This is a genomic window from Micromonospora sp. WMMD1219 (assembly GCF_049315215.1).
Lineage (GTDB): Bacteria > Actinomycetota > Actinomycetes > Mycobacteriales > Micromonosporaceae > Micromonospora > Micromonospora tulbaghiae.
Genome location: NZ_CP186057.1, coordinates 6,491,555 through 6,517,514 on the forward strand (window position 1 = coordinate 6,491,555; position 25,960 = coordinate 6,517,514).

Genomic DNA, 25,960 nt, shown 5'->3' on the forward strand with positions numbered 1-25,960 from the left:
CTACCCGGCGTCCACGGCGGCCAGCAGCGTCATCGCCTCGCGTTCGCGGACGGCCAGGTCGGCCAGGACCTCCGAGGCGCGGGTCAGGTGGGCGGCGTCGCCGGTCCGCCCGGCGGTGGCGATGTGGTCGGCGACGGCGGTCCACAGCGGCGCGATGTCGGCGTACATCCGCTGTGCCCGCCGCACCCGCGCGTCGCCGGTGATGGCGGCGGCCTCGGCGAGGAAGTCGCGGTACACGGCGCGGAACAGCGCGCCGCCGGTGCCGCCGCGTTCCATCAGCGTCGCGGCGAGCGGCAGGTCGCGGGCCGGATCGGCGGCGCGGTCCAGCCAGCGGGTCACCCGGGCGGCGGCGGTGGCGATCCCCCGGTGGCCGAGGTTGGCGATCGGCGGGTCGAGGAACGCCCCGGCGTTGGCGCGTACCGCCGCGCGGACGGCGGCGGCCAGGTCCGGCGGGCCGCCGGGCGCGGTGAGCGTGTACGACAGGTGGCGCGCGGTCATCGGTCCACGCGCGGCGCGCGCCCGCGCCAGGCTCTCCAGCGTGGTGGTCACCGCGCCGCCCTGCTGGGCGGTGTCGACCAGGTGGGCGTTGGTGTCGTCGTAGCCGTACACGGCGACCGTGTGCCCGCCGAAGTGGACCTTGGTGGTGAAGTAGTCCAGGTGGTACGAGTCCAGTTGCAGGCCGACCGGGTGCCCGGCGTCCAGCGCGTCGGTGACGTCGCGCCACGCCTTGGCCGCCGACGTCGTCTCGCGGACGCGCAGGTCCAGACCGAGGCGGCCGGCGGCGGCCCGGGTCACGCACAGCGGCTTGGTGCGCCCGCCGAGGAACGGCACGTCCATGCTCTTGGCGTCCCAGTAGACGAAGCCGAGCCCTTCGCCGAGACCGAACAGCATGGGCTCGGACAGGTCCAGGCCGGCGTGCCGCGTCAGCACGCCGAGCGTGGTGGTCTCGCAGTGCACTCCGGCGGTCGGCGTCACGTCGTCGAGGATCACGACGGCTCCTGTACGCCGGGCATCCGGCGGGCCACCCCGGCGAGCAGGTCGGCGGCCTGGACGCGGGGGTCGTCGCGCGAGTCGGCCATCACCAGCCCGGCCAGCGGCGACGGGCCGGCCGGATCACCGGCCGCCAGTGCCGCCTGGAGGCGGCGCAGCCGGTCCCCGGTGAGGGCGCTCTGCTCGTCGTGGATCACCAGCACCCGCCACCGGCCGCCGCTCCAGTGCAGGACGGTCTCGGCCAGCGCCGGCAGCAGCGGCTCCAGCGGCGGCGGGATCGTCCGGTCGCCCGCGTACAACCGGGCCTGCACGGCTGCCACCCGGGCCGGGTCGAGCGCGTCGAGGACGGCACCGGCCTGCGTGTCGTCGACGTGGCGGCGCAGCGCGTCCCGCGCGGCGAAGAACCGTGCCACGCTCCGGTCGTCGGCCCGGTCCCGCCGCTTGGTGCGCAGCATCTCGACCACGGCGGCGAGGAAGACCGCCCAGCCGGGTCCGGCCGCCCGCCCGGCCCGGTGCAGCGCCGCCGCGGCCGGACGCCGGTCACCGGCGAGGCGGGTGCCCGCCGCGTACGACGGCTCGGCCAGCAGCAGGTCGACGACCCGGGTGGCGAGGAAGAACTCCTTGTCGACCAGGTGCACGTGCGCCCGGCCGCGCAACGCCGACAGGAACCACTCCACCGCCTCGGCGGCTTCGCGGCGGCGCAGGAACTGCCGCGACTTGACCTCGTCGGGCGAGAACCGGAACCCGGACCGCAGCGTACCGATCAACGCGGCCGCCTCGTCACGGCTCAGGTCGACGCTGGCGTGGACGATCACCGGGGTGGCCGGGTCGAGCAGGTTGGTGCCGGAGAAGCCGGACTCGTCGCAGGCGATCTCCCGCACCGCGCCGGTCAGCGCCTCGCCGGGTGGCAGCCCGCCCTGGAGCGGCAGCCTCGCACCCGTCGACCCGGCCATGCCGACCATGCTCGCCCACCCGGCCCGCGGCGGACCAGCGGTTAACCCGGATCGGGTCGGCGGCGGGCCGTGACGCGTCATTCCACCGGCCGGTAGATCGCCGCGAGGCGCGGCAGGCGGGCGCGCATCTGCTCGTCGTCGCCGAAGTCGAAGTCCTCACCGGCCGGGTCGGCCGGCGCCGGGCCGGGGGAGCAGCGCGGTCGGCGGCGTCGAGCGCGCCCGCTCCACGATGTCCCAGAACGTCTCCCCGATCCACGGCGGGACCGTACGCCGCCCCACCGACAAGCTGTCAGCGGCCGTGTCAGCGCCGTGTCAGGGCGGTGGCGGTACGGCCACCCATGGTGGGCGCATGACGAGTTCAGCGATAGCGGTCTCCGGGCTGCGCAAGGCGTACAAGGACCGGGTGGTGCTCGACGGCATCGACCTGGACGTCCCCGCCGGGACGATCTTCTCCCTGCTCGGGCCGAACGGGGCGGGCAAGACGACGACAGTGAACATCCTGACCACCCTGATCCGCGCCGACGCCGGATCGGTGCGGGTCGCCGGGCACGACGTGGCCACCGAGGCCAAGGCGGTCCGCGCGGCGATCGGCGTGACCGGGCAGTTCGCGGCGGTGGACGAACTGCTGACCGGGCGGGAGAACCTGCAACTCATGGTCGACCTCGGCCCGCGCGACCGCGTGCCCGGCAAGCGGGTCGTCGCGGAACTGCTGGAACGGTTCGACCTGGTCGAGGCCGCCGACAAGCTCGTGTCGACGTACTCCGGGGGCATGCGCCGCAAGCTGGACCTGGCGATGACGCTGGTCGGCGAACCGCGGATCATCTTCCTGGACGAGCCGACGACCGGGCTGGACCCGCGCAGCCGCCGCACCATGTGGTCGATCATCAGGGAGCTGGTGGCCGGCGGCGTGACGGTCTTCCTCACCACCCAGTACCTCGACGAGGCCGACCGCCTCGCGGACCGGATCGCGGTGCTCGACCAGGGCCGGCTGGTCGCCCAGGGCACGCCGGAGGAGCTCAAGCGCCGGATGCCCGGCACGCACGTGCGGTTGCGGTTCGGCACCGTCGCCGAACTCGACGCGGCGGCGCTGGTGCTGCCCGGCGCGGTACGCGACGAGGAGGCGCTGGCGCTGCGCGTGCCCACCGACGGCGGGACCGCGGCGCTGCGCGCCCTGCTCGACCGGCTCGACGCGCACGCGATCACCGCCGGCGACCTGTCCGTACAGACCCCCGACCTCGACGACGTCTTCCTGGCCCTGACGGGCCGCACCCCGGAGGTGGCCGCGAAATGAGCAGGAACCACTCGGTCGTCATGCTGCGCCGCAACCTGACGCACCTGCGCCGTAACCCCACCTCGGTGTTCAACGCGGTGCTGATGCCGATCATCGTCATGCTGATGTTCGTCTACATGCTCGGCGACGCGTTCTCCGTCGGCGTCGACTACGTCGACTACGCGACGCCGGGCCTGATGCTGCTGGCGGTCTGCTACGGCCTCGGCGGCACCGCGACGTCGGTCAGCTCCGACATGACCAAGGGCATCATCAACCGGTTCAAGGTCATGCACGTCTCCCGGGGCGCGGTGCTGACCGGCCACGTCGTCGCCACCGTGCTGACGAACGTCCTCGCGGTCGCGGCCCTGGTCGGGGTGGCGTTCCTGCTCGGCTTCCGCCCGGCCGCCGATCCGCTGCACTGGCTCGGTGTGGCCGGCATGGTGGTGCTGCTCAGCGTCGCCGTCAGCTGGTTCACAGTCGCGCTGGGCCTGTTCGCGAAGTCGCCGGAGTCGGCGGGCATGGCCGCCGTGCCGCTGGTCCTGCTGCCGTTCTTCAGCAGCGCGATCGTGCCGGCGGACAAGATGGGGCCGGGACTGCGGCAGTTCGCCGAGTACCAGCCGTTCACGCCGATCATCGAGACCCTGCGCGGCCTGTTGGGCGGCGCGCCGTCGGCCGGTGACGTGATCCCCGCGATCGCCTGGTGCGCCGGCATCGCGCTGGTCGGCTACCTGTGGGCGCGGTCCACGTTCACGAAGCGAGCGTGATCTCGACCAGCCGCTCCCAGCCGGTCTCCCGGCCCTGTGCGACCGCCTCGGCGAACCCCGCGTCGCCGAGGCGGTCGCGCGCCGCCGCCTCGATCCGGGGCACGTCGGGGTGGGTGCGGTCGGGCAGCCCGCGTACCGCGTCGCCCGCGCCCAGCAGCCGCGCCGCCTGGTCCGGCCGGTCCAGCCGCAACGCCAGGTCCGCGACGCCGACGAGCACCTGCGCGGTCAGCGGCGCGTAGCCGCCCTCGCGCGCCGCCCGGCACGCCGCCGCCCGATGGGTACGGGCCTGCTCGACGTCCTCGGCCAGGTAGCCCAGCAGATCCTGGGTGCCCGCCCGGACGCCGGCCAGGTCCGCCTCGTCCCCGAGCAGCGCCGACACCGCCCGCAGTTGCGCGTACGCCTCGTCCGCGTCGCCGTCGTGGCGGGCCATGTACGCCTCGGCCAGCGCCAGCTCGGCCAGCGCGCCCGGCCAGGCGACCCGGGCGGCGAGCCGTTGCGCCTCGGCCACGGCCGCGGCGCTCGCCGCCTCGTCGCCGCCCAGCCGGTACAGCCAGGCCAGCCGCGCCCGCATCCGGATCACGTCCTCGACGGCGCCGACCTCGGTGACCGCCGCGGCGGCCTGCTCGTAGTACGCGCAGGCGGCGGCGACGTCACCGCGTACGGCGATCAGCTCGGCCAGCTCGCTGAGCGCGAACGAGATCCCGAAGCGTTCGCCCACCGCCCGGAACTCGGCGAGCGCCTGCCGCAGGCACGCCTCCGCCTGCGCCGCCTCGATGCCGAGGATGACCCGCAGCTTGCCCAGGTGCAGCCGGGCCAGCGCGCGTACCCACCGGTCCTCGTGGTCGAGCAGCGACTCCCAGGCGGGCAGCAGCGCGTCCGGCTCCCGCAGCATGCGCTCCATCGGCACGACCAGGGCCAGCTCCGGATGACCGCCGCGACCTTCCCCGCTCAACCGGTACGCCTTGTGGATCCACTCGGCCGCGTGCTGCGCGTCGCCCGGGCCGGAGCTGAGGAACAGCACCACCAGCCCGTACACCACGGCGCGGATGTGGTCGGGCACGTCGCCGGGCGTCTCGGTGGCCGCGATGATCAGTTCCATGCCCTCGGTCCGGTGGCCGCCGAGCCACCAGTACCAGCCGGCGCCGGCCGCGAGCCGCATCGCCTCGCGCCCCTCACCGGCGGCGAGCGCACCGCGCATCGCGGCGGTGATGTTGTCGTGCTCGGCTTCGAGCCGGGCGAGCCAGGTGAGCTGGTCGGCGCGGCGCAGCCGCGGCTCGGCGGTCTCGGCCAGCTCGGTGAAGTACGCCAGGTGCGCGTGGCGCGCGAGGTCCGCCTCCCCCGCCTCGGCGAGCCGCTGCGCGGCATACTCCTTGATCGTGCCGAGCATGCGGTAGCGCGGCGCGACGTCGCCGGCGGCGACCAGCAGCGACTTCTCGGTCAGCGCGGTGAGCAGGTCGAGCACGTCGCCCGGCTCGACGGCGCCGCCGGCGCAGACCCGCTCGGCCGCGTCCAGGCCCGCCCCGCCGGAGAACACCGACAGCCGGCGCAACACCGCGCGTTCGGCGTCGGTGAGCAGTTCCCAGCTCCAGTCGACCATCGCGCGCAACGTCCGGTGCCGGGGCAGGGCGGTCCGGCTGCCACCGGTGAGCAGCCGGAACCGGTCGTCGAGCCGGGTGGCGAGCTGGTCGACGGACATGGCGCGCAGCCGCGCCGCGGCCAGCTCGATCGCCAGCGGCATGCCGTCGAGCGCGCGGCAGATCCGCGCCATCGTCATCGCCGTGCGGGCGTCCGACGCGAGGTCCCGGCGGACCGCGACGGCCCGGTCCCGCAGCAGGCGGACGGCGGGCGACGACTCGACCTCGGCGACCACGGCGTCGCCGTCCGGCAGGCCCAGCGGCGCGACCGGCCACAACACCTCCCCGGTGATGCCGAGCGGTTCCCGGCTGGTGGCCAGGATCCGCAGCCGCCGGCACTCGCCGAGCAGCCGGTGCGCCAGCGCCGCCGCCTGCTCCACGACGTGTTCGCAGTTGTCCAGGATCAGCAGCATCTCCCGGTCCCGGATCGCCGCGACGAGCCGGTCGTCCGGCTCCGCGCTGCCCGCGTCGCCGAGCAGCGCGTCGCGCAGGCCGAGCCCGGAGATCGTCGCCTGTGCCACGTCCCCGTCGGCGCCGATCGCGGCGAACTCCACCAGCCACACGCCGTCCGGCAGGTCGCCCGTCATCCGGCGTCCGGTCTCGGTGGCCAGCCTGGTCTTCCCGGAGCCACCCGGGCCGGTGAGCGTGGTGAGCCGGTGCTCGGCCACCAGCGCGCCGACGGCGGTGAGGTCGGCGTCCCGGCCGACGAAGCTGGTCAGCTCGGCGCGCAGGTTGGTCCGGCGGGTGTCGTCGCGGCGTGTCGTCTCGCCCCGCAGCAGGGCGACGTGCAGCGCCGACAGTTCCGGCGACGGGTCGGCGCCCAGCGCGTCGGCGAGCGCGTCGGCGGTGCGCTGGTAGACCAGCAGCGCCTCGGTGTCCCGGCCGGCGGCGACGAGCGCACGCATCAGTGCCATGGCGAGCCGCTCGCGTACCGGATGGGCGGCCACGAGGTCGGTCAGCTCCGGGATCAGGTCCGCTTCCCCGCCGAGCCCGGTCTCGGCGTCGTACCGGTCCTCCGTCGCGGTCAGGCGCAGCCGTTCCAGCCGGGTCGCCGCCGCGTCGAGCGCCGGGCTGTCGGGCAGGCCGACGTCGCGCAGCGCGTCGCCGCGCCACAGGCCCAGCGCCTCGCGCAGCAGCCGTACCCGCTGCGGCCCGTCGCCGTCGCGGGCCCGCCGGACGAGACGTTCGAACCGTACGGCGTCGACGGCGTCGGGCTCGACGGCGAGCCGGTAGCCGTCCGGCAGCCCGTCGACGGCGCCCGCCGGCAGCGCCTTGCGCAGCCGGGACACCAGCCGTTGCAGCGCGTTCGCGGCGTCGGCGGGCGGCTGCTCGCCCCAGATCCAGTCGACGAGCGCGGCCTTCGGGACCACCCGGCCGGGCTGGAGCGCGAGGGCGGCCAGCAGTCCGCGCAGCCGTGCGCCCGGCACGTCGGCCGGTAGGCCGCCGTCCGTGGTGACCTGGAAAGGCCCGAGCAACCCGATCTGCACGCGCCGATCCTGCCACGGCCCGCGCCCCGGTCCGGTCCGCCGCCCCCGCCGGTCAGGTGGCCAGGCGCAGATGCCGGCGCTGCCGCAGCCGCACCGCGGCGGCCACCACGACCAGCACCGTGAGCGCGACAGCGAAGACCAGCCCGTGGGTCAGGCCCCGGGTGAGGTAGCCGCCGTCGGTGTGGTCCACGGCGTACGTGGCGAGCTCGCGGCTGAACCAGAACGGCAGCGCCCGGGTGGCGCTGCCCGCCGGGTCCATCACCATCTGGAGACCGACCACTGTCAGCAGCACCAGCGTGCCCTCCAGCTCGCGCGGCAGCACGGCGCTCAGCAGCAGGCCGAACGGCACCGACACGAACACGGTCAACGCCATGATCAGCGCGATCGCGCCGTACCGCACGTCGCGCTGGTCGACCAGGACGAGCAGGAAGTACGGGGTGGAGAGCAGCACGCCGACGGTCCAGAGCGCGAGCAGCCGGCCGAGCACCAGGTGCCGGCTGCCGTAGCCGGAGAGCCGCAGGCGGGGTTCCATGCCCCGCGCCGCGCTGCCCGCGAACAGCGCGGCGGTGCTGAGCGCCCAGGCCAGGCCGAGACAGACGAAGCGGATCGACTGCCCGAGAAAGTCGCCGCCGCGGCTCAGGTAGAAGGCCAGCGGCATCAGCAGCAGGATGACCAGCACGGTACGGCGGCGCAGCAGCTCGCGCAGGGCGGCCTCGGCCACCACGAGGGTCCGGCTCATGCGTTCCGCTCCCCGGAAAGATCAAGCACGACGTCGACCCGGTCGAGCTGGTTGAGCAGGTGGGTGACGACCACGACGGCCTTGCCGGCGTCGCGCCACCGCCACACCTCGTGCCAGAAGTCGAGGTAGGTGCCCCGGTCGAACCCCTGGTAGGGCTCGTCGAGCAGCAGCACGTCCGGCTCGCCGAGCCGGGCCAGCACCAGGTTGAGCTTCTGCCGCGTGCCGCCGGAGAGGTGCCGGGCCTGGGTGCGCCGCGGCGGTGTCCACTCCAGCCCGGCCGCCTCCGCGCGCCCGGCCCGCCGCGCCGCCGTCCGGCCCAGCCCTCGGCCGGCGCCGATGAGCACGAAGTGCTCGTCCGGGCTGAGGAACTCGGCGGTGCCGCCGTCCTGCGGGCAGTAGCCGAGCGTGCCGTGCACCTCGACGGTGCCCGCCTCCGGGCTCAGCAGGCCGGCGCAGATCCGCAGGAACGTGCTCTTGCCGGCGCCGTTGGCGCCGACCACCGCCGCGATCTGGCCGGCCCGGACGGTGAGGTCGACCCGGTCCAGGACGGTGCGTCCCCGGTAGCGCTTGGTGACGCCCCGGGCGGCGAGCCGCACCGGTCCGGGCTGGCGGCGCGGCGGCCGCACGTCGGGGCCGCCGAGGCTGTCGACCACCGCCCGGGCGTACGCCTCCGGCGCGCCGAAGACCCGCAGCGGCGATTCCCCGCTGTCGAGCAGGTGGGTGGCCGCCTCGGCGACGACGTGACCGGTCAGGTCGGGCCCCACCCCGTGCCGGCGCAGCTCGCCGGTCAGGGCGGCGAGCCAGGGTTCGTGGTTCACCGCTTCGGCTCCTCGCGCAGTATCGTGCCCAAGCTCGACGCGAAGGCGCTCCAGTCGATCGCGGCGGCCCGCAACGCCGCGCTGCCGGCCGGGCTGATCCGGTAGTACTTCCTCGCGGGCCCGGTCCCGCCCTCCCGCCAGTGCGCGGTGAGCAGGCCGGAGCGCTGCAACCGCAGCAGCACCGGGTAGAGGGTGCCGCCCTGCACGGCGCCCAGCCCGTGGGCCCGCAGCGCCTGGGACAGCTCGTAGCCGTAGGACTCGCCGCGGCTCAGCAGCGCGAGCACGCAGAGGTCGAGCACCCCGCGCAGCCACTGCGCCCGCCGTTCCTGGTTCATTCCGCTCCGCACTGTCCCGATCGGACGACATCCGCGATGACGGTAGCGCCGCCATCTAGGTAGCGCAACCATCTAGTGGGCCTCCTCCGGCCCGGCGAGGCTGATAGGTTGCGCGCTCCGCACGGGTTCGACGGGGGAATGCGCATGTCCGACACGGGGGCCGGATCCGAGCAGGGACCGGCGGGGGACGCGGAACAGCGGGGAGAGACCGCCTGGATGCGGCCGGCCGGCGAGCCGCCCGGCGTTCCCGGGCCGCCACCACCGCCCGCCACCGGGCCGGGTCACGGGTCGCCCGTTCCGGGTTACGGACCGCCCACCGCTGGTCCGCCGTACGGCCCGGCCACGCCGGCTCCGCCGTACGGGCCGTACCCGCCACCCGGCCCGCCGTCGTCCGGCCGCAGCCGCGCTCTGGTCGTCGCCGTCGCGGTGCTGAGCGTGCTGCTGCTGGTGGCGTGCTCAGGTCTGATCGGCGGCGCGTTCCTGCTGGGTTCCTCGCCCCGCGAGGCGGCCGAGCGGGAGCCGGCCGCGCCGCCGGCCGCACCCTGGCGGTCGTCCGGCGCGACGCCCACGCCGGGTGCGACGGCGAGCGCGGAGCCGTCGGCGCGCGGGCCGCAGCCGAGCGACTTCCCGGCGGCGCAGATCTCCGATCTGAACGACGTGTGCGACGGCGTTCTCTACTTTCCGCAGTCGCCGAAGCGCACCGGAGCGGCGCCGCACCCGGTGGCGCTGCTCGTCGGCACCGATCTGGGCGCGGGCAGCCGCCGCCACGACCAGGTCTACTACTACGACGAGGGCCTGTCGAAGCGGGTGGAGCGGACCTGGGCGTCGGAGGACCCGAAGGTCGTGCAGATGGTCGCCTGCCTGGATCGCACGAGCACCGGCGCGACGATCCGCAAGTGCCGCTACGACGACCCGGAGCCGGACACGCTGACGCTGCTGAAGGCCACCTACCGCCTGCGGGTGTACGAGGTGGCAACCGGTCGACGGCTGCTGGACAAGACCATGGGCGGGGACGACCAGCAGTGCCCGTACGTGGTCCTGTACGGCCAGGACAAGAAGATCTACGCCGAGGTCAGCCACCGCTCGCTGCTCGGGGCGCTGCGCAACCTGGTGAAGCGGTAGACGCCGGCCCGCCGGGCCGGTGTCTACCGCTGTCGGGTTCAGAGTGTGGTTTCGCCGGTGAGGCCGAAGTAGTCGTGCCATTTGGTGGAGGGGGCGAATGTGGTGCCGGTGGACAGGGCGACGTAGATGTCGTTGGTGGTGTTCTTGGTGAAGACGATGAGGTCGTGTTTGCCGTCGCCGTTGGCGTCGGCGAGGTAGGGGAATTCGCCGGGTAGGCAGAAGAAGTCGTGCCATTTGATCGTGGTGCCGGTGAAGGTGGTGCCGGTGGAGGTGGCGGCGTAGACGTCGGCGTCGGTGTTGCAGGTGAAGGTGACGATGTCGTCGCGGCCGTCGCCGTTGATGTCGCCCACCCGAGGCTGCTCGGCGCCCACGGCGAACAGGTCGTGCCACTTCTGCGGCGCCCCGAAGCTGGTGCCGGTGGACAGGGCGACGATGACGTCGGCTGCCGAGGCGGGGCCCTGGGTGAAGGTGATGATGTCGTCGCGTCCGTCGCCGTTGACGTCGCCCAGGGCGGGGAACTCCCCGGCGATGGAGAAGTAGTCGTGCCATTTGATCGCGGTGCCGGTGAAGGATGTGCCGGTGGACAGGGCGACGTAGACGTCGGCGTTGGTGTCGTGGGTGAAGGTGATGATGTCGTCGCGTCCGTCGCCGTTGACGTCGCCGACGGCGGGGACCTCGGTGCCGGGGGCGAACCAGTCGTGCCATTTCGCCGACGCCGCGAACGAGCTGCCGGTGGACAGGGCGACGTGGACGTCGGCGGTGGTGCCGTGGGTGAACACGATCGCGTCGTCTCGTCCGTCGCCGTTGACGTCCCCGGTCAACGGTGTCTCCCCGGACAGGGCGAACCAGTCGTGCCACTTCACCGACGTGCCCGCGAACGACGAACCCGTCGACGTGGCCACATACGCGTCAGCCGCCGCGCCGTGGGTGAACGCCACCACGTCATCCCGACCGTCACCATCGAAATCCGTAGGCGAACCACCGAAATACCGGGCGGCCGATCCACCCCCGCCCTGGTTCACCAGCGAGAGGTAGTAGTTCCAGTTCCAGTTCGGCCCCGGGTCGGTGTGGTCGTTGCCCGGGATCTCGTTGTGGCCCTTGATGCCGGTGCGGTTCTTCGGGATGCCGTACTTGTCGCACAGGTAACGGGTCAGCGCGGCCGACGATCGGTACATCGCGTCGGTGAACCAGGCCGGGTTGTCGACGTACCCCTCGTGCTCGATGCCGACGCCGTACGCGTTGCCGGACCGGGCGTGGTAGGCGGTGTCACCCTCGCGGACCATCTGGGTGATCTCGCCGTTGCTGGACTTGACCACGTAGTGCGCGCTGACGCCGGACGACGGGTTCTGGAACCAGCTTATGGTCCCGGCGTACGAGCCCTGGGTGACGTGGAGGATCACAGTGGTGATCCGACTGGACCGCCCGACGCCGTAGTTCGCGCCGTTCGCGGCGACCCACCGCGCCGGCGGGTACTCGGGCACGGCGGCGGCCAGGGTACGGGACGCGGTGCCGGCGGGGGCCACAGTGGCGTAGCGGCCCCGCTCCGGCTCGACCCGGTGCGCCCGGACCGGCACCGCCCCCGGAATGCCCTGCTGCACCAGCTCGTAGATCCCGTCCGCGTACAGGCGTGCGGTGGCGTCGTCGGCCGCGCCGCCGTACCGCGCCACCACCGGGTACCAGGCGGTCACCCGGTCCCGGTCCCGCGCGGTCAGCCCCTCGGCGTCGGCCAGATCACGCAGCACGGCCGCGCCGCCGCGGATGTTCGCCGGCGTGACGGTCTTCAGCCGCCCGACCGGCTCGCCGGTCAACTCCGCCGCCCGTTCCAGGCTGTGCTGGACCGGGTTGCTCACCAGGTGCATCACCCCGTAGCCGTTCGCCTGGCTCGGCTTGCCGCCGTGCGCGTCGAGGCGGGACTCGCCGTAGCCGACCGCGACCAGGACGTCCCGGGGCACGTCGTACTCCTGCGCCGCCCGCACGAACGCGGCGTCCAGCGCGGTCCGGCCCGGCGGCGTCGCGGACGCCGGCGCGGGCTGCACCGCGATCCCGCCGGCGAGCGCCGCGGCCAGCAGGGCGACGCCGGCGCGCCGCCGTCTCCGTCGTGTTCCGGCCACGGGGGCCTCCCATCCTGACGTCACAGGGTCACCTCACCGGTGAGCCCGAAGTAGTCGTGCCACTTGCTGGAGGGACCGAAGGTGGTGCCGGTGGACAGCGCCACGTACACGTCGTTGGTGGTGTTCTTGGTGAAGACGATGAGGTCGTCTCTGCCGTCGCCGTTGGCGTCGGCGAGGTAGGGGAATTCGCCGGGTAGGCAGAAGAAGTCGTGCCACTTGATCGTGGTGCCGGTGAAGCCGGTGCCGGTGGAGGTGGCGGCGTAGACGTCGGCGTCGGTGTTGCAGGTGAAGGTGACGATGTCATCCTTGCCGTCGCCGTTGATGTCGCCGACGCGGGGTTGTTCGGTGCCGACGGCGAACAGGTCGTGCCATTTCTGTGGTGGCCCGAAGCTGGTGCCGGTGGACAGGGCGACGATGACGTCGGCTGCGGTGGCGGGGCCCTGGGTGAAGGTGATGATGTCGTCGCGTCCGTCGCCGTTGACGTCGCCCAGGGCGGGGAACTCCCCGGCGATGGAGAAGTAGTCGTGCCACTTCACCGCCGTGCCCGCGAACGACGAACCGGTCGACAACGCCACGTAGACGTCCGCCGTCGCGTTGTGCGTGAACGCGACGATGTCGTCGCGGCCGTCGCCGTTGACGTCGCCGACCGCGGCGATCTCCGCGCCGGGGGCGAACCAGTCGTGCCACCGGCCCGGCGACGTGAACGCTGATCCGTTCGACAGCGCCACGTACACGTCGCCGGTGTTGCCGTGCGCGAACGTGACGATGTCGTCGCGGCCGTCACCGTTGACGTCGCCCGTCGACGCGGTCTCCCCGCCGATGGAGAAGAAGTCGTTCCACTTCACCGACGTCCCGGCGAAGCCGGTTCCGGTCGACGTGCTCGCGTACACGTCGGCGGAGGCGTTCTGGGTGAAGGTGAGGATGTCGTCGCGGCCGTCACCGTTCACGTCCGTCGACGAGCCGCCGGCCATGCCGTGGGTTCGCGCCGCCTGGTTGAGCAGCGTCCGCGCGGTCGCCGCCGCCTGGTCGTACCGGTCGGGGAAGCCCGACCGCTGGACGCACTGGGCGACCTGGCCCGGGGTGAAGCCGGGGTTGTTGCGGTCGCAGGTGATCGCGCGCGTGACGTACTGGGTGGTGGCGTAGACCGGGTCCATGATCTGCTCCGGCGTGCCCCAGCCGTAGTCCCAGCGCTGCTGGAACACGCCCAGGCTGGACTTGTCGCCGCAGGGCAGGTTGTTCATGTGGGACTCGACCCAGCCCGCCTCGAAGGTGGAGAGCATGACCTTGTCGTTGACGTTGTACGACCGGGCCACCCGGTAGACGATCACGGTGACGGCGGGGTCGTGGGTGGCCGGGACGGACGGGCAGGCGAGCGTGTCCATCGGCACGGCGGCGGCCGGCGCGCCGAGCGCACCGGCCGCCGTGACGGTGCAGAGCGCGACAAGCATCGCCAGCAGGTTTCGTCTCACCGTGCTCCTCAGGGGGTGTGGGGGTGACCAGCGGCACCAGGCGAGAAATCGATTGCTGACGAGTCTCGTAGTCACCATCATCGATGTCAATAGCGTCGGCCGTGCGCGACGCACCCATCCGGAAATCGATTGCTGGACGGGTATAGGATTCCGAGCGATCTCCCGCGGTGGCGGTCCCCCTCCGGTACGTCACCATCCGACGGGGGCCGGGCCGGAGCGCCCGGGCGACGACGACGGGAGCGCGATGACGACCATCTACGACGTGGCGCGTCGCGCGGGAGTGTCGCCGGCGACCGTCTCCCGTGTCCTCAACGGGCGCGCCTCGGTCGACCCGGAGATGGCCGCGCGGGTACGGCAGGCCGCGCAGGACCTCGACTACCGCCCCAACGCCGTCGCGCGCAGCCTCCGCCGCAGCCGGACCAGCCTCTGGGCGGTCATCATCTCCGACATCGGGAACCCGTTCTTCACCTCGATGGTGCGCGGTGTCGAGGACGTCGCGCAGGAGGCCGGCTTCTCGGTCGTGCTCTGCAACGGCGACGAGGACCCGGAGAAGGAGGCCCGCTACGTCGCCGCGGCCCTGGCCGAGCGGATGGCCGGGGTGATCATCTCCTCGTCCGGGCGGCCGGCCCTGATCAGCCGCCTGGTGCAGGCCCGCATCCCGGTCGTGGCGATCGACAGGCAGCCACGCGGCGTCGAGGTGGACACCGTGCTGGTGGACAACACCCACGGCGCCGAGCAGGCGACCGCCCATCTGGTGGGCAGCGGCTACCGGCGGATCGCCTGCATCACCGGCCCGCGCCGGATCTCCACCGCCATGCAGCGGCTGCGGGGTTACCAGCGGGCGCTGAAGGCGAGCGGACGCCCGGCCACCGAGGACCTGATCCGGCACGCGGACTTCCGCGAGGAGGGCGGCTACCGGGCGATGGCCTCCCTGCTGGAGACCACCGAGCCGCCGGACGCGGTGTTCGCGGCGAACAACCTGATGACGGTGGGCGCCGTCGAGTGCCTCGTGGACAACGGCATCGGCGTGCCCGACCCGTTCGGCATCGTCGGGTTCGACGACATCCCGTGGGCGCACCTGGTCCGGCCCTCGTTGAGCACCGTCGCGCAGCCCACCTACGACCTGGGGCGTACCGCGGCGACGCTGCTGGTCGAGCGGATCGCCGACCCGGCCAGGGTGCCCTCGACAGTGGTGCTCCACACCGAGCTGCGGGTACGCGAGAGCTCGGCGCCGCCGGCCGGCCGCCAGGGCCCCGCGGCGGGCCGTACCCGGTCACGCGGCACTGCCGCCGGCTCGCTCAGATCGTGACCTCCCCGCACAGGTGCACCCGTACGCCCAGCTCGGCGAAGAGGGCGGCCTTGACCCGTAGCGCGCGGTCGGCGGTGTCGGCGTCGGGCGCGTAGACCACGTTGACGTGGTTGGCCTTGTGCCGGGCCATCAACTGGTCGCGGCCCACGCCGTGCAGCACGGCGTGCATGATCGGCCACTGCGGTGTGGTGGCGTCCAGCCGCCGCCGGGTCTCCGCCTCGGGCAGCTCCACCACCGTGCCGCGCCCGAGGTCGACGTGCAGGCCGCCGTCCATCACGAACACCCGCGACCAGACGATCTCCCCCGGCTTCGACACGCCGCTGAGCGTGCCGCCGCCGAGCGGGAAGTACATCGGTGGCTGACGCATGCTGTACGACCTGTCGTAGCCCCCGTTGTGCGACGCGGGCACCGAACCGGAGATCTCGAAGACCCAGACGAAGTGCTCGCCGTACTGCTGTCCCCAGCGGATGTCGTGCAGCGTCGTCGCCGGGTCCAGGCCCATCGCGGTCCAGATCCGGTTGGTGACCAGCGAGTCCACCGCGACGCCCTCGTCGACCTCGTTGAAGTGCGGCAGCGCGACGCCCGGGTACAGCTCCCGGGAGCCGTCCCGGCTGGTCACCGGAGGGCGATCGACGTTGTTGAGCAGACCCTCGGCCAGGTCGCTGGCGGGCACCGTGTCCTTGAGCCCCTGCTGGTACTGGATCCCGACCGCGTCCAGGCCGAAGTCGTCGGCGATGCGCAGCGCCGCGACGTACATCCGGCACTGGCTGAGCAGTTGGGCGTGCGTCAGCTCGGTCGCCTCGTCGGCGCCGGTGTGGAACGTCATCCCGGCCGCCTCCAGCCAGGCGAGCACCGCCCGCGCCTCGGTGTCGGGCACCCGCGCCATCTCCGCCACCAGTGCGCTCTGCGACAGGCGTTCCTTGAAGACGCCGATCGGGTTGAGCAGCTCGTCGTCGATGATGGCGTTGTACATGCCCATGCAGCCCTCGTCGAAGACGCCGATGACGGCCCGCTCGGAGACGAGCTGCCGGGCCAGCGCCACGCCGAGTTCGACCTCCTCGTCCGGCCGCAGCTCGGGCAGCGGGCGTACGTGGCTCTCGTCGTGCGTCACCCGGCCGGTCTCCAGCCACGTCTTCAGGCCGTCGCGCGCCCACTCGTCGGTGAAGTCCTCGCTCCACAGCGTCGAGTACCGCACGCCCGCCTTGGTGAGGCTGCCGGCGAGGTTGAGCAGGCCCACCAGGCCCGGATACTCCCCGCTCCAGTTCGCCACCAGCAGGATCGGCCCGCGGTGGGCGCGCAGCCCGGCCAGCACGTGGTGGCTGTACTGCCAGACCGCCTCCACCACGACGAGCGGCACGTCGGCCGGGATGCTCCGGAACACCTCGATCCCGGCGCGCTGGCTGTCGATGAAGCCGTGTCCCTTGAGCGGGTCGACGTCGTGACCGCGCCGGACGTGCCAGCCGAGCGCGGTGACGGCGGCGGCGAGGTCGGCTTCGAGCTGCCGCTGGGTGGGCCAGCAGGTGACGTTGGCGCTCGACCGCAGGTCGCCGCTGGCCACCGTGTAGACGGTCCGGGGCGGGGCGGCCGGGCGCTCGACCGGCACGGGCATTGTGTAACGGGTCACGGGGCGGCTCCCTCGACGGGCGGACGGTGGGCGGGACGGGGGGCGGCCGCGTTCAGAGGCCACCGAGCTTCGCGTACGCCTCGGCGGCGTTCTCCTTGGTGATCCGCATGGTGCCCAGCGTGGTGGTACGCGGGACGTCCTCGGCGCAGTCGACGAGGATCTTCCGGGCCAGCTCGACCGCCTCCCGGCCGCCGGTGGCGTACTGGAACGTGGCGGCCAGGCGGCCCTGCTCGACGGCCTTGATCCCGCCGGAGGGCACCGGCAGCGCGTCGATGCCGGTGAACTTGATCCGCTGCGCCTTGCCCGCCGACTTCGCGGCGAGGTAGGCGCCCTCGGCCATCGGGTCGTTGTGCGCGTAGATCGCGGACACGTCCGGGTGGGCCTTGATCAGTGCGTCCGCCACCGACTGTCCCTTCTCCCGCAGCCAGTCGCCGGGCTGGGAGGCGACGATCTGGATCTTCGGGTTGGCGGCGATGCCGTCGCGGAAGCCCTGCGCGCGTTCGGCGGCGGGGGTCGAGCCGGGCAGCCCGGCGATCTCGATCACCTTGCCGCCGCCGGGCAGCAGCGTCGTGGCGTAGAACTCGCCGGCCGCCTTGCCGATCGCCACGTTGTCGCCGCCGATGAACGCGGTGTACGCCTCCCCCTCGACCTTGCGGTCCAGCACGATCACCGGCACGCCCTGGTCGTACGCCTTCTTCACCACGGCGGTCAGCGGCTTGGCCTCGTTCGGCGAGACGATCAGCAGGTCGATCTTCTGGGTGAGGAAGTTCTCCACGTCGGCGACCTGCTTGCTGTTGTCCTGCGCGGCGTCGGAGACCACGACGCGGAAGCCGGGCACCGACTTCGCCGCCGTCTGCACGTCGTTGTTCATCACCTGCCGGTACGGCTCGGCGTTGTTGGCCTGGGACATGCCGATCAGGAAGTCCTTGCCGGCGCCGCAGGCACGGGCCTGCCCGGCGTCGTCGGACGGCTTCTCGACGCTGCACCCCGTCGCCGCCAGCGCGCCGGTGACCAGCAGCGCGATCAGTGTGGTTCGCTTGTCCATCGATGGCTCCTCGGAGTCGGTTCGGTCAGGCGAGGCCGCGGCGCAGCTTCTGCAACGCCGCCGCGAGCACGATCACCAGTCCCTTGATCAGCAGCTGGACGTTGGCGTCGATGTTGTTGAGCGCGAGGATGTTGTTGAGGATGCCGAGCAGCAGCGCACCGGCCAGGGTGCCGCCCATCGAGCCGGAGCCACCGGCCAGGCTGGTGCCGCCGATGACGACGGCGGCGATCGCGTCCAGCTCGTATCCGGCGCCGTCGTTCGGGCTGCCCTGGTTGAGCTGTCCCGCGTGGACCACGCCGGCCACCGCCGCCAGGAGGCCGGCGACGGCGAACACGGCGACCTTGACCCGCGTCACCGGCACGCCGGAGAGCCGGGCCGCCTTCTCGTTGCCGCCGATCGCGTAGACGTGCCGGGCGAACGCCGTCGTCCGCAGCACCACGACAGCGGCCACCCCGATCAGGACGAACAGCACCGCCGGCACCGGGAGCACACCGTTTATCGAGCCGTTCAGCAGTTCGAAGGCGGGCGGCGCCTCCTGGGGTCCGTCGCCGTAGGCGATCGGGATGCCGAGGCCGCCGGACCATATCCGGGCGATGCCTCGGGCGACCTGGAGACCGGCCAGTGTCACGATGAACGACTGGATGCCGAGGCGGGCCACGGCGTACCCCTGGAGCGCGCCGAACAGCGCGCCGATCGCGAGCACCGCGGCGACGGCGGGCAGGATGCCGAGCCCGGAGTCGACCATGAGCGTCGCGGTGCCGACCGCCGACAGACCGAGGATCGCCCCGACCGACAGGTCGATGCCGCCCAGCAGGACGACGAACGTCATCCCGATCGCGATGATGCCGATCTCCGACACCGCGCGGACGATGTTCCCCAGGTTGCCGGCGGTGAGGAAGAGGATCTCGCCGTCGCGGCGCGGGGAGGCGAGGACCGCCACCACGAAGACCACGAGCAGCGCGAAGAGACTCTGCACCGCGAAGAGCCGGTCGACCAGTTCCCGGCGGCTGCGCGGCCGGCGCAGCCAGTGGGCTGTCGCGCCGCGCAGTCCGGCCGTACCGGCGGCCGGGGCCCCGGTCACTGCCGGCTCGGGCGGCGGCACGCGGGTGTCGGTCATCGGTCGTCCCTTCCGGCGGCCGGGCCGCCCATCGCCGCCGCGAGGACGTCCTCGGCGGTGCAGCCGCCGGTGGCGAGGTCGGCCACGGCCCGGCCGCGGCGCAGCACCACCACCCGGTCACAGACGCCGAGCAGCTCGGGCAGTTCCGAGGAGGCGAGCAGGATGCCCATGCCGTCGTCGGCGAGCCGGCGCAGCAGCCGGTAGATCTCCGCCTTCGCCCCGATGTCGACGCCGCGGGTCGGCTCGTCCAGCAGGAGCAGCCGCGGCTCGGTGAGCAGGTGGCGGGCGAAGACGACCTTCTGCTGGTTGCCGCCGGAGAGCGCGCCGACCGGCGTGGCCGCCGACGCCGTCTTGATCGCCAGGTCGGTGACCGACCGGGCGACTGCGGCCCGCTCCCGGCCGCGCCGGACGAGCCCGGCCGTGGTCAACCGGGCGAGCGCGGCCAGCACGATGCTCCAGCCGACCGGGTGTTCCAGGACCAGCGCGGAGCGGCGCCGGTCCTCGGGGACGAAGCCGACGCCGGCGCGCAGCGCCGCGCGGGGGCGGCGCGGCGCGTACGGGCGGCCGGCCAGCAGGACCGTGCCGGTGCGGCGACCGACGGGCCCGGCGCCGAACAGGGTCTCCAGCAGTTCGGTGCGTCCGGCGCCCATCAGCCCGGCCAGGCCGACGATCTCGCCGGCCCGCACGGTCAGGCTGATGCCGGCCGGCTCGCAGCGGCCGGGCCGGGGCGCCCGGGGCCGCACCGCCAGGTCGGTGACGTGCAGCACCGGGTCGCCGCCGCCCGATCCGCGCGGCGGGCCGGGAGCGCCGGCCACGTCCGCCGGGGCGGGCTCGAACAGCGACGCGGCCCGGCCGCCGACCATCATCGCCACGATCCGCGGCCGGTCCATCCGGCCGGCCGGTACGACACCGGCTACGGAACCGTTGCGCAGCACCGTCGCGCGGTCCGCGACGACCTCGATCTCCTCCATCCGGTGGGAGATGTAGACGATGCCGACGCCCCGGCGGCGCAGGCCGCCGATGGTGGTGAACAGCCGCCGCACCTCCCCGTCGGCGAGGGCGGCCGTCGGCTCGTCCATGACGAGGACGCGGGCGTCCAGGGCGAGCGCCTTGGCGATCTCGACGAGCTGCTGCTCGCCGACGCGCAGCGAGCCCACCGGGCGGCGCGGGTCGATGTCGGCGCCGAGCCGGTCCAGGTGCTCGCGCGCGGTGCGGGCCGCGGCCCGCCGGTCGACTGTGCGCAGCCGGGTCCGGGGCTCCCGCCCGAGCACGAGGTTGTCGGCCACCGACAGGGCGGGCACCAGGTCGAGTTCCTGGTGGATGGTCGCGATCCCGGCGGCCTGGGCGGCGGCCGGGCCGGTGAACCGTACCGGCGTCCCGTCGACCGTGACCTCTCCGTCGTAGTCGGTGATCACGCCGGACAGGACGTTGATCAGAGTGGACTTGCCCGCGCCGTTCTCGCCCAGCAGCGCGTGCACCTCGCCCGCCCGTACGTCGAAGTCGACGCCGTCGAGCGCCGTCACGCCGCCGAACCGCTTGGCCACACCGGTCGCCGCGACCACCACCCGGCCGCTCGGGCCGGGCGCGTCGCGGTTGTCCACGCCGGTCATGGGATCGCGTTGATCGCGGCGTGCGCGGCGTCGGCGAACGGCACGTCCCGCCGGACCCCGCTCGCGGTCAGGCGCCAGGTGCCGCCCGCGTACTGGCCGGGCGCCCAGGACAGGCCGCCGGAGCGCCACAGCGGCTGCCAGGCCGCCATCGCGTGGCCGGCGTCGTACCAGGTGTTGTCCCCGCGCCAGGCCGACCCCCACCGGTGCGCCGCGACCACCGAGAGCCCGTCGCCGGTGCTCATCGTCCAGCGGGGCATGCCGGTGACGTCACCTGTCGGCCGAGCCTCCGCCGCCGGGTCGCCGACCAGCGGCGACGCGCCGTCGATGTTGAACGCCACCTCCCACACCGCGGCGGTCGGCCACCCGTTCACCGACCAGGTGACGTCGCTCTGCAACCCGGGACCGGTCCACCGGGGCGTCACGGTGAGCAGCCAGTCGGCGGTGACCGGCTCGTCGCCGAACGGGATGCCGACCAGGTTGATCCGGGAGCCGTCGGCCGACACGTCGACCCGGGCCGGCGCCCCGGCCCGGTCGGTCACGTCGAACCGGCCGACGGCGAGGTACGGGCCGGTGCCCCGGTGCGACGAGTCGAGCGCGGGACGGTGGTTGCCGGCTCCGGCCGGGTCCACCGCCAGCTCGGCGATCCGGGCGTTCGGCCAGGTGCGCACGTCGGCGCGCAGGAATCCGGTGGTCACCGTCCAGCCCCGGGCCACCACACCGGTAGACCAGGTCAACGGCGCCAGCCAGAGCCCGCCCTGACCCCAGCCGGCGTGGGTCAGGTACCAGGTGGAGCCGTCCACCACGACCTCGGCGGCGTGCGCGTCCAGCACCGTCACCTTCTCCGCGCCGTCGAAGCGCAGCGGGTCGCGGCTGCGGTAGACGGCCGTCCGCCGGTACGCGGCGCCGTAGTCGGTGCCGTCGCAGCAGACGAACAGGTACCACCACTCCCCCCGGCGCACCACGAACGGCGACTCCGTCTGCCCGCCCGCCCGGCCGGTGTGCGGCGAGGTGTACGCGATCGCGCGGCCGCTCCACGAACGCAGGTCGGTGCTGGTCCGGTACGCCACGACATGGTTGCCGCCGGACGGGCTCGACGTGGCCGTGTAGTACATGACCCAGCGGTCGCCGACCCGGGTCACCATCGGGTCGCGGCCCTCCCACCCGTCGGTGAACAGCGGGTTGGCGGAGCTGCGGGTCCAGGTGAACAGGTCGGTCGAGGTGGCCAGGTGCATGCGGTACCGGGCGTAGTCCGGGTTCCCGGCCGCGTAGAACATGTAGTAGACGCCGTTGTGCTGGACGACGTGCGGGGCCCAGATCCACTGCTCCCCGGCCCCGGGGTCGGCGGCCAGCGCCACCGGCCGTTTCGTCCACGGGCCGGTCGGGGTGGGCGCGGTGGCGTGCCCGAAGACCTTCTCGTCCTGCGGCGCGCCGGGTTCGGCGTGGGTGATGCCGAACAGGTGCCACACGCCGGTCTGCTCGTGTCGTACCAGCGTGTGGTCGTTGTAGTACCAGGTCGTCGACTCCCCGGCGCCGGGGTCGTAGACGCGCGTGGACGCGCCCCGCGCCGGCGTCTCGCCGAGCGTCTCGTACGGCGTCGTGGTGACCGCCGCGAGCGGGCCGACACGGCGCAGCGTCACCGTGTCCAGCCCGGCGAAGAAGCCGGTGGAGGACGCGGACCGGCCGGTCACCGTGACGGTGAGGCGGTGCGTGCCTGTCGACAGGGACGCCGAGCCCAGCGGCACCGCGCCGGTACGTTGCACCCCGCCCGCGTACCCGTCGAAGAGTTGACCGACCGCCACCCCGTCGACGGCGAAGCGCAGCGTGCCGTAGTCGCCGGCCCGGGTGAGCACCGCGCCGATGTCGTACTGCCCGGCCGGTACCGACGGCAGGGTGAGCGTCACCGCGTCACCGGCGCGGGCGCCCCGGAACCACAGTTGCCGTCCGCCGGACCAGCTCACCCCGCAGCAGTCGGCCTGCGCGCCGACCGGCGCGGTGGCGGAGACGACGGCGAGCGACTCGGCCTCGAACCGGACCGGGTCGTCGGCCGCTGCCGGTCCGGCCGGGACCGCCACCAGGGCGGCCCCGAGCAGGAGCGCCGCGAGGGCACGCCGGGCGCGCATCACGACACGCTCGGACGGGGCAGGTCGGCGCCGGGTGCGAACTGGTCGTGCCAGCGGTTTCCCGGTGGCCCGAATCCTCCGCCGGTGGAGAGCGAGACGAACACGTCGGCGGTCAGGCCCCTGGTGAACGTGACCACGTCGGCCCGCCCGTCGCCGTTGAAGTCCCCCACCCCGGGCAGTTCGTCGCCGAACGCGAAGTGGTCGTGCCACTTCAAGGAGTTCTGCACGAAGCGGCCGCCGTCGGACAGCGACACGAACACGTCGCCGGTCGTGCCCCTGGTGAACGTCACGACGTCGTCCCGCCCGTCACCGTCCACGTCGCCCACCGCCGGCAGCTCGTCGCCGACGGCGAAGCTGTCGTGCCACTTCCAGCCGTCCTCGACGAAGCGGGTGCCGTCGGACAGCGACACGAACACGTCGCCGGTCGTGCCCCTGGTGAACGTCACGACGTCGTCCCGCCCGTCACCGTCCACGTCGCCCACCGCCGGGAACTCGTCGCCGAGCGCGAAGTGGTCGTGCCACTTGACGCCGGGTCCGAAGCCGGCGCCGGTGGAGAGCGCCACGTAGACGTCGGCGGCGGCGCCGCGGGTGAACGTGATGATGTCGGCGCGGCCGTCGCCGTTGACGTCGCCGACCGCCGGGATCTCGGCGCCGACGGCGAAGAAGTCGTGCCACTTGACCCCGGCGGAGTATCCGGCGCCGGTGGAGAGCCCGACGTAGACGTCGGCGCTGTCGCCGCGGGTGAACGTGATGACGTCGGCGCGGCCGTCGCCGTTGACGTCGCCGGTGAGCGGCACCTCCGCGCCGACGGCGAAGAAGTCGTTCCAGGGCCGGCTGTCCGGCACGAACCGGGTGCCGTCGGAGAGCGAGGTGAACACGTCGGCGGCGGCGCCTCGGGTGAAGTCGACGGCGTCGTCGCGGCGGTCGCCGTCGGCGTCGCTGGTGTTGCGGGTACGGGTGGTGGCCGACACCTCCGCCGAGGGCGCGGCGGCGTTGCCCGACCCGTCGACAGCCACGACCCGGTAGTGGCGGGTCTGCGCGGCGGGCAGCGGGCCGTGCCGGAACGTGGTGGCACGGGTCGTGCCGACCAGGTTGGCGGCGGTGATCGCCACCCCCGGGTTCCGGGAGGCGTAGACGCGGTAGGAGACCACGCCGACGTCGTCGGCGGAGGGAGACCAGGTCAGGCCCAGCGCGTGCATGCGCCCGCCGGTCAGGGCGAGACCGGCGACCGGGGCCGGGGCGACGGTGTCGGTGAACGGCGCCACCATGCTGTCGGCCAGGTACCGGGCGGCGGTCCAGGCCGGCGCGCCGGTAGCCGGGGTGAGCTGGACGGTGACCGCCGACCGGCCCGCCGTCAGCGCCGCGGGCAGCACGAACTCGTCGGCCAGCCAGCGCTGCCTGTCGTTGCCCAGCGGCTGCAGCCACACCCCGGCCGGCGTGCCGTCCACCGACACGGCCGCCTGCTGGTAGCCGCCGGCCTGGTCGCCGTGGCGGCGCAGCCGTACCCCCTGGTTGGCCGGGTCGATCGCCAGCCGGAAGCGGACCGGTGCGGTGGTGGCGCGGACCTGGCCGGTGTGCGGGACGTTGTCGTCGTCGCCCTCGAAGGCGGAGCTGAGCGCGGTCTGGGTCGCCCCGGAGTCGGTGTACGCGTGCGCGGCGCGGCTGGCGGCGTCGCCGGTGACGACGGTGTCGGTCCGGCGCGTGGTCACGGTGCGCTGGGTGTAGAGGAACGCGGTCGAGGCGTACTCGGCGGGCATGTCGTTCGCCGGTCCGTGCTCGATGCCGAAGCGCAGCGCGGTGCCGTACGCCACCGCGTCGCCGATCATGAGCCGGTAGGCGGCGTCGCACTCGTCGGCGCATCCGCCGCCGCGGACCAGGTGGGCGGTGTTGCCGGTGAAGACGCCGCTGTACGCGCCGCGGTTGAAGTACCAGCCCGACTCGTAGAAGTCCTCGGTGCCGGTGCCGTAGATCTGCGGCGTGGGCGAGCCGTCGACGTACACCCGCTCGTCGCCCTCCAGGTAGTTGCGGGTGTTGCCGCCGATGATGTGGCCGCGCATGGTCTGCGAGACGCCCACGAACCGGCCCCGCCCGGACTGGTCGGCGATGATCCAGTCGGTGCCGCCGACCGTCTCGGCGCGGCGTGACTGGGTGGTGAAGTAGCCGGCGTTGCCGTCGGCGGCGAGCCGGGACGTCCACTCGGTGCCGGGCGCCGACGTCACCTCGACCTCGACGCCGCCGACTGTGGCGCCTGTCGTGTTGACGAGCGTCAGTGCGGCGGCGGTGCGGAACGGCATCGGCCACCATGCGCTGTACCAGCCGCCGGGCGCGGAGTCCATGGCGAACATCAGCGACCGGACGGTGCGCTCGCCCAGCCCGGCGCCGAAGAACTCCCCGATCGGGCTGTCCACTGTGGTACGCCCGTCGAACGTCATCCGCAGCCGCAGCCCGGCGAGCGTCGGCGCCCCGGCTGCGGCGTCCGGTACGCGCAGCCGCAGCGCGGTGATCGCGCGTGGCCCGGTCAGGGCGGCCAGTGACACCTGCCCCTGCGCCGGGGCGGTGACGGTGGCGCGCGTGGTGGAGGCGCCGGCCTGGGCGGGCTTCGGGTCGCGGGTGCCGGCGGCGCGTAGCAGCGTGACCACGTCGGTGGCCGGGTCGGCCGGATCGAACCGGGGCACCCCTGCCGCGTCGGCGAAGGTCCGGTAGGTGACGTGGTGGAACAGCGGGTTGTTCTGGGTGGTGACCCGCATGGACTCCCGGTAGGGCATGGGCACCTTGACGGTGACGCCGCCGGACGTCTGGTCGGCGTTGCTCACGAGCGGCGCGACGAACGGGCTGCCGAGCCGCCCGTCCACCAGATCCTGGAGGTCGGCCTGGACGACCACGACGCCGTCGAGTTCGACGCGGATCCAGCCGGTGGCGCGGACGTTTCCGTCGTCGCGGGTGAACCAGATCGACTGCACCTCGCCCGGGCCACGTGCCTCGGCGATCACACATCCCCCGCTCCGACGCAGACACGACCAGGTGCCGACGAAGCCGTCGTCGTTGGAGCCGTCGCGGCCGAAGCTGGAGAACTGGTGGGTACGGGTGCCGGCGGCCAGCTCCGGCAGGCGGTCGAGCCGGCGGTAGGCGTCCCAGCCGATCGGTCCCTTGTCGTCGGCGACGGCGAGAGCGGGAGCGGGCGCCGACGTGGCGGCCGGCGCGGCGGCGGACGAGGTCGCGGGCACGGCAACGGCCAGCAGCGCGGCTGCTGCGGCGCCGGCCCAACGGCCGATGCGAAGCCTCATCGGTGTCCCTTCCGAGCGGCCGTAGGAGCCATGAGAAATCGATTGCTGGCGAGTTAACTTCGAGACTTCCACGGTTGTCAATACTTTGCGCCCGGCTTTCCCTCCAGGGCAGGAATCTTCGCGGCGGGTCGGCCCGCACGCCGCGCAGCCAGGCCGGGC

Annotated in this window: 19 protein-coding genes; 4 read left to right on the top strand and 15 right to left on the bottom strand. The window is 73.5% G+C overall.

The features are described 5' to 3' along the window. The 3 genes from ACN27C_RS30345 to ACN27C_RS30355 all read right to left on the bottom strand — a co-directional run bounded on the left by ACN27C_RS30345 (nt 1) and on the right by ACN27C_RS30355 (nt 2,222). The gene (locus tag ACN27C_RS30345) at nt 1-990 is read right to left on the bottom strand and encodes a BtrH N-terminal domain-containing protein (protein ID WP_422749687.1); all 990 of its coding nucleotides are present in this window, start codon (nt 988-990) and stop codon (nt 1-3) included. After that, on the bottom strand, nt 987-1,943 hold the full coding sequence (locus ACN27C_RS30350) for a hypothetical protein (RefSeq protein ID WP_422749689.1): 957 nt from the start codon (nt 1,941-1,943) through the stop codon (nt 987-989). The genes ACN27C_RS30345 and ACN27C_RS30350 overlap by 4 nt, the downstream gene beginning before the upstream one ends. A 156-nt stretch (nt 1,944-2,099) precedes the next feature. After that, the gene (locus ACN27C_RS30355; RefSeq protein ID WP_422749691.1) at nt 2,100-2,222 is read right to left on the bottom strand and encodes a hypothetical protein; all 123 of its coding nucleotides are present in this window, start codon (nt 2,220-2,222) and stop codon (nt 2,100-2,102) included. Nucleotides 2,223-2,292: 70 nt separating this feature from the next. Between ACN27C_RS30355 and ACN27C_RS30360 the strand changes: the two genes are divergently transcribed. Further along, a complete protein-coding gene (locus ACN27C_RS30360) occupies nt 2,293-3,234 on the top strand; it encodes an ATP-binding cassette domain-containing protein (protein ID WP_422749693.1) in 942 nt (313 codons plus the stop codon). Further along, complete coding sequence (locus ACN27C_RS30365) at nt 3,231-3,977, top strand: ABC transporter permease (protein ID WP_121683110.1); 747 nt, start codon at nt 3,231-3,233, stop codon at nt 3,975-3,977. The genes ACN27C_RS30360 and ACN27C_RS30365 overlap by 4 nt, the downstream gene beginning before the upstream one ends. Here the strand turns inward: ACN27C_RS30365 and ACN27C_RS30370 are convergent. From ACN27C_RS30370 to ACN27C_RS30385, 4 genes are read right to left on the bottom strand one after another with little or no spacing between them, the layout of a single operon-like run. Next, nucleotides 3,961-7,098 (bottom strand): BTAD domain-containing putative transcriptional regulator, encoded by a 3,138-nt coding sequence (locus tag ACN27C_RS30370; protein WP_422749695.1) that lies wholly within the window; start codon nt 7,096-7,098, stop codon nt 3,961-3,963. The genes ACN27C_RS30365 and ACN27C_RS30370 overlap by 17 nt on opposite strands. Before the next feature lie 52 nt (nt 7,099-7,150). Next, nucleotides 7,151-7,837 (bottom strand): hypothetical protein, encoded by a 687-nt coding sequence (locus tag ACN27C_RS30375; protein ID WP_422749697.1) that lies wholly within the window; start codon nt 7,835-7,837, stop codon nt 7,151-7,153. Then, nucleotides 7,834-8,655, bottom strand: coding sequence for an ATP-binding cassette domain-containing protein (locus ACN27C_RS30380; protein ID WP_120570806.1), 822 nt, complete (start codon nt 8,653-8,655; stop codon nt 7,834-7,836). The genes ACN27C_RS30375 and ACN27C_RS30380 overlap by 4 nt, the downstream gene beginning before the upstream one ends. Continuing rightward, entirely contained in the window at nt 8,652-8,990 is a 339-nt protein-coding gene (locus ACN27C_RS30385; protein WP_422749699.1) for a PadR family transcriptional regulator, read from the bottom strand. Before ACN27C_RS30385 ends, ACN27C_RS30380 begins: the two co-directional genes overlap by 4 nt. A 144-nt stretch (nt 8,991-9,134) precedes the next feature. Here ACN27C_RS30385 and ACN27C_RS30390 point away from each other — a divergent pair, with 144 nt between their 5' ends. Next, nucleotides 9,135-10,112, top strand: coding sequence for a hypothetical protein (locus ACN27C_RS30390; RefSeq protein WP_422749701.1), 978 nt, complete (start codon nt 9,135-9,137; stop codon nt 10,110-10,112). 38 nt (nt 10,113-10,150) lie between these two features. On the opposite strand, the gene ACN27C_RS30395 is transcribed toward ACN27C_RS30390, so the two are convergent. Both ACN27C_RS30395 and ACN27C_RS30400 read right to left on the bottom strand, forming a co-directional pair. Next, on the bottom strand, nt 10,151-12,223 hold the full coding sequence (locus tag ACN27C_RS30395) for an N-acetylmuramoyl-L-alanine amidase (RefSeq protein ID WP_422749703.1): 2,073 nt from the start codon (nt 12,221-12,223) through the stop codon (nt 10,151-10,153). A gap of 20 nt (nt 12,224-12,243) precedes the next feature. After that, entirely contained in the window at nt 12,244-13,692 is a 1,449-nt protein-coding gene (locus ACN27C_RS30400) for an FG-GAP repeat domain-containing protein (RefSeq protein ID WP_422749705.1), read from the bottom strand. Between the two features lie 244 nt (nt 13,693-13,936). Here ACN27C_RS30400 and ACN27C_RS30405 point away from each other — a divergent pair, with 244 nt between their 5' ends. Beyond that, nucleotides 13,937-15,001, top strand: coding sequence for a LacI family DNA-binding transcriptional regulator (locus ACN27C_RS30405; protein WP_422749707.1), 1,065 nt, complete (start codon nt 13,937-13,939; stop codon nt 14,999-15,001). Here the strand turns inward: ACN27C_RS30405 and ACN27C_RS30410 are convergent. The 6 genes from ACN27C_RS30410 to ACN27C_RS30435 are packed head-to-tail and all read right to left on the bottom strand — an operon-like array spanning nt 14,991 to nt 25,801. Next, nucleotides 14,991-16,625, bottom strand: coding sequence for a fucose isomerase (locus ACN27C_RS30410; protein ID WP_364815650.1), 1,635 nt, complete (start codon nt 16,623-16,625; stop codon nt 14,991-14,993). The genes ACN27C_RS30405 and ACN27C_RS30410 overlap by 11 nt on opposite strands. Nucleotides 16,626-16,677: 52 nt before the next feature. After that, nucleotides 16,678-17,670 (bottom strand): substrate-binding domain-containing protein, encoded by a 993-nt coding sequence (locus tag ACN27C_RS30415; protein ID WP_357899175.1) that lies wholly within the window; start codon nt 17,668-17,670, stop codon nt 16,678-16,680. A gap of 25 nt (nt 17,671-17,695) precedes the next feature. Further along, on the bottom strand, nt 17,696-18,787 hold the full coding sequence (locus ACN27C_RS30420) for an ABC transporter permease (protein ID WP_350817308.1): 1,092 nt from the start codon (nt 18,785-18,787) through the stop codon (nt 17,696-17,698). Next, entirely contained in the window at nt 18,784-20,397 is a 1,614-nt protein-coding gene (locus ACN27C_RS30425; RefSeq protein ID WP_422749710.1) for a sugar ABC transporter ATP-binding protein, read from the bottom strand. Before ACN27C_RS30425 ends, ACN27C_RS30420 begins: the two co-directional genes overlap by 4 nt. Next, nucleotides 20,394-22,517, bottom strand: coding sequence for a family 43 glycosylhydrolase (locus ACN27C_RS30430; protein WP_422749712.1), 2,124 nt, complete (start codon nt 22,515-22,517; stop codon nt 20,394-20,396). Before ACN27C_RS30430 ends, ACN27C_RS30425 begins: the two co-directional genes overlap by 4 nt. Further along, nucleotides 22,517-25,801: a DUF2961 domain-containing protein gene (locus tag ACN27C_RS30435; protein ID WP_422749714.1), complete on the bottom strand. Its 3,285-nt coding sequence runs from the start codon at nt 25,799-25,801 to the stop codon at nt 22,517-22,519. The genes ACN27C_RS30430 and ACN27C_RS30435 overlap by 1 nt, the downstream gene beginning before the upstream one ends. Between the last annotated feature and the right edge of the window lie 159 nt (nt 25,802-25,960).